The organism is Neisseria sp. P0022.S010 (assembly GCF_051956635.1).
Genome location: NZ_JBQCXF010000442.1, coordinates 1 through 2,470, shown reverse-complemented (window position 1 = coordinate 2,470; position 2,470 = coordinate 1). Strand labels below are relative to the sequence as shown.

The window sequence follows — 2,470 nt, the reverse complement described above, 5'->3', positions numbered from 1 at the left end:
ATCGGAAGACAGGCAAGACGTAAGCGTTGTCCATACCCTTGCGGGCGGTATGCACAGCGCTTTTTGTTTGCCCGCTTTTCGGTTGAGTATCTTAAATCATGGAAGCTTTTTTCTCCTCGACGCTGGGCGTTGCCATTGCCGAAATCGGCGATAAAACGCAATTGCTGGCGCTCTTTTTGGCAGCACGTTTTGCCCACAAAAACGCGATTGTTGCCGGTATCTTTGTCGCAACCCTGTTGAACCATCTTGTTTCAGCCGCACTCGGTGTCTGGCTGGCATCCGCTATTTCGCCCGAAGTCATGAAATGGGTGGTCGGCGGCAGCTTTATTGCGGTCGGATTGTGGCTGCTGCTGCCGGATAAAGATGAAGACCCTGACAGCAAGTGGCTGAAATACGGCGCATTTACGGCGACGGTCGTCCTGTTTTTCTTGGCGGAAATTGGCGATAAAACGCAGATTGCGACGGTTCTTTTGGCGGCAAAATACCAATCTATCCTGTTCGTCGTGGTCGGCAGTATTGCCGGTTTGATGATTGCTTCTGTGCCTGCCGTGTATTTGGGCGAAATGCTGATGCGCAAAATTCCGGCCAAAGCAGTGCGCATTGCCGCATGTATCTTGTTCTGTCTGCTGGGTATTTTGACCCTGCTTGGCGACGGTATCGTGTTGAAGGCCGTCTGAAATGTGGGACATTGTTTTTGAACACAAAGACTTTGTGGTCATCAATAAGCCTTGCGGCGTATCGGTGCACAGCGAATCGGAAGGGGAGGTTTGCCTGACCGCATCGCTGGCGCAGCAGCTCGGCGTTAAACGCGTGTGGCTGGTTCACCGTTTGGACAAAGCCACCAGCGGCCTGTTGCTGCTTGCGCTCAACCGCGACAGCGCGGCGGCTTTATCGACACAGTTTGCCGAGAAAACCATGCGTAAAACTTATTTGGCACTCGGTACGCACAAGCCTGCGAAAAAGCAGGGCTGGGTGAAAGGCGGTATGGCGCGTTCGCGGCGCGGTACATGGAAGCTGACGCGAGACGAGGATAATTTTGCCGTTACCCGTTTCAGCAGCCAAAGTCTGAAGCCCGGTTTGCGCCTGTTTGTGTTGCAACCGTTTACCGGCAAAACCCATCAGCTGCGCGTGGCCATGAAAAGCATAGGCAGTCCGATTTTGGGCGATACGCTGTATGGCGGCGATGAGGCGGAACATCTGTTTCTGCACGCTTGGCGTTTGGTTTTCGACTATCGCGGCGAGCATTTCGATATTCGGGTTGCTCCCGATAAAACATGGCCGTCTGAAATCGATTTGTCGGCATGTTTGGGTTCGGATGAATCTGAATAGAAGCAGTGAAATTTTTGTGTATTGAAAAGGCCGTCTGAAAATTGTTCAGACGGCCTTTTGATTGTTTTAAGTTTACATTTCCAATTCGCTCAAGCCCGGCAAGTCGGCAAAACAGCGGTCATGCGTGATTTGGCAGAAGTTGTCCAGATAGCCTTTGTTGGCGTCTTCCGTACGAATGGCGGCATAAAGTTTGCTTTGCAGGCCGTCTGAAGTGATTTTTCGATGAACGACATAGCCTTTTTCCAAATACGGCATGACCGTCCAGTAGGGCAGGGCGGCGATGCCGCGTTTGCTGGCAACCAGCTGAATAATGGCAATGGTCAGCTCGCTGTGGCGGCGCGGCGGATTAATGCCTTTAGGTAGCAGCACTTTTTTGGGCAAATCCAGCATTTCATCGGGGACGGGATAAGTAATCAGGGTTTCGTCGATAAAGTCTTCTGCTTCCCAAACGTCTTTGTCGGCAAGCGGGTGGTCTTCTGCGCAGATGCCGACCATTTCATAGGCAAACAGAGGGCGGTAGCTGATGCCGTTGAGCGGCTCGGCTTCGGAAACGATGGCAAGGTCGGCGCGGTGTTGTAGCAGCAGCCCGACCGGATCGGCTTGGAAACCGGAAACGATGTCCAATTCAACTTGCGGCCATAAGGGGCGGAACTCTCCCATGGCAGGCATCAGCCAATCAAAGCAGGTGTGACATTCGACGGCAAGTCTGAGTTCGCCGGCTTCGCCTTCGATAATCCGAACCAAATCACGTTCGGCGGCGGCAACCTGCGGCAACAGCTCCCGCGCCAGTTGCAATAGGCGCATACCGGCCGGAGTGAAGCGCAAAGGTGTGGATTTGCGTTCAAACAACGGCGTTTCGTAATAATTTTCCAAGGCGCGGATTTGGTGCGACAGGGCGGATTGGGTCAGGAAAACCCGTTTGGCGGCAAGGGAAACACTGCCGGTTTCTTCTAAAGCCAGCAAGGTTTTGAGATGACGCAATTCGATAATAGAGTCCATGTGTTTTCAGACGGCCTGTGGGTAAGGTGGCGTATATTAAAATAATTCATGATGATGTGCAAATGATTAATGTTGGGAATGATTGCTGAAATCGGAATGTAAGAATTTGAGGCATAAACAGATTTTGCGGTTAGAATGCGAA

Annotated in this window: 3 protein-coding genes; 2 read left to right on the top strand and 1 reads right to left on the bottom strand. The window is 52.0% G+C overall.

Going from position 1 to position 2,470, the window contains the following annotated elements; all coding sequences use genetic code 11:
• The first annotated feature begins 98 nt into the window (after window positions 1-98).
• Complete coding sequence (locus ACTHUT_RS17945; protein ID WP_314598666.1) at window positions 99-677, top strand: TMEM165/GDT1 family protein; 579 nt, start codon at window positions 99-101, stop codon at window positions 675-677.
• 1 nt (window position 678) lies between these two features.
• Entirely contained in the window at window positions 679-1,329 is a 651-nt protein-coding gene (locus tag ACTHUT_RS17940) for a TIGR01621 family pseudouridine synthase (protein WP_440386013.1), read from the top strand.
• 72 nt (window positions 1,330-1,401) lie between these two features.
• On the opposite strand, the gene ACTHUT_RS17935 is transcribed toward ACTHUT_RS17940, so the two are convergent.
• The gene (locus ACTHUT_RS17935; RefSeq protein ID WP_003748251.1) at window positions 1,402-2,328 is read right to left on the bottom strand and encodes a LysR family transcriptional regulator; all 927 of its coding nucleotides are present in this window, start codon (window positions 2,326-2,328) and stop codon (window positions 1,402-1,404) included.
• Between the last annotated feature and the right edge of the window lie 142 nt (window positions 2,329-2,470).

Bases quoted from the DNA above. Each gene is read 5' to 3' on its own strand.
- ACTHUT_RS17945 (WP_314598666.1), top strand. From the start codon at position 99: ATGGAAGCTTTTTTCTCCTCGACGCTGGGCGTTGCCATTGCCGAAATC.
- ACTHUT_RS17940 (WP_440386013.1), top strand. From the start codon at position 679: ATGTGGGACATTGTTTTTGAACACAAAGACTTTGTGGTCATCAATAAG.
- ACTHUT_RS17935 (WP_003748251.1), bottom strand. From the start codon at position 2,328: ATGGACTCTATTATCGAATTGCGTCATCTCAAAACCTTGCTGGCTTTA.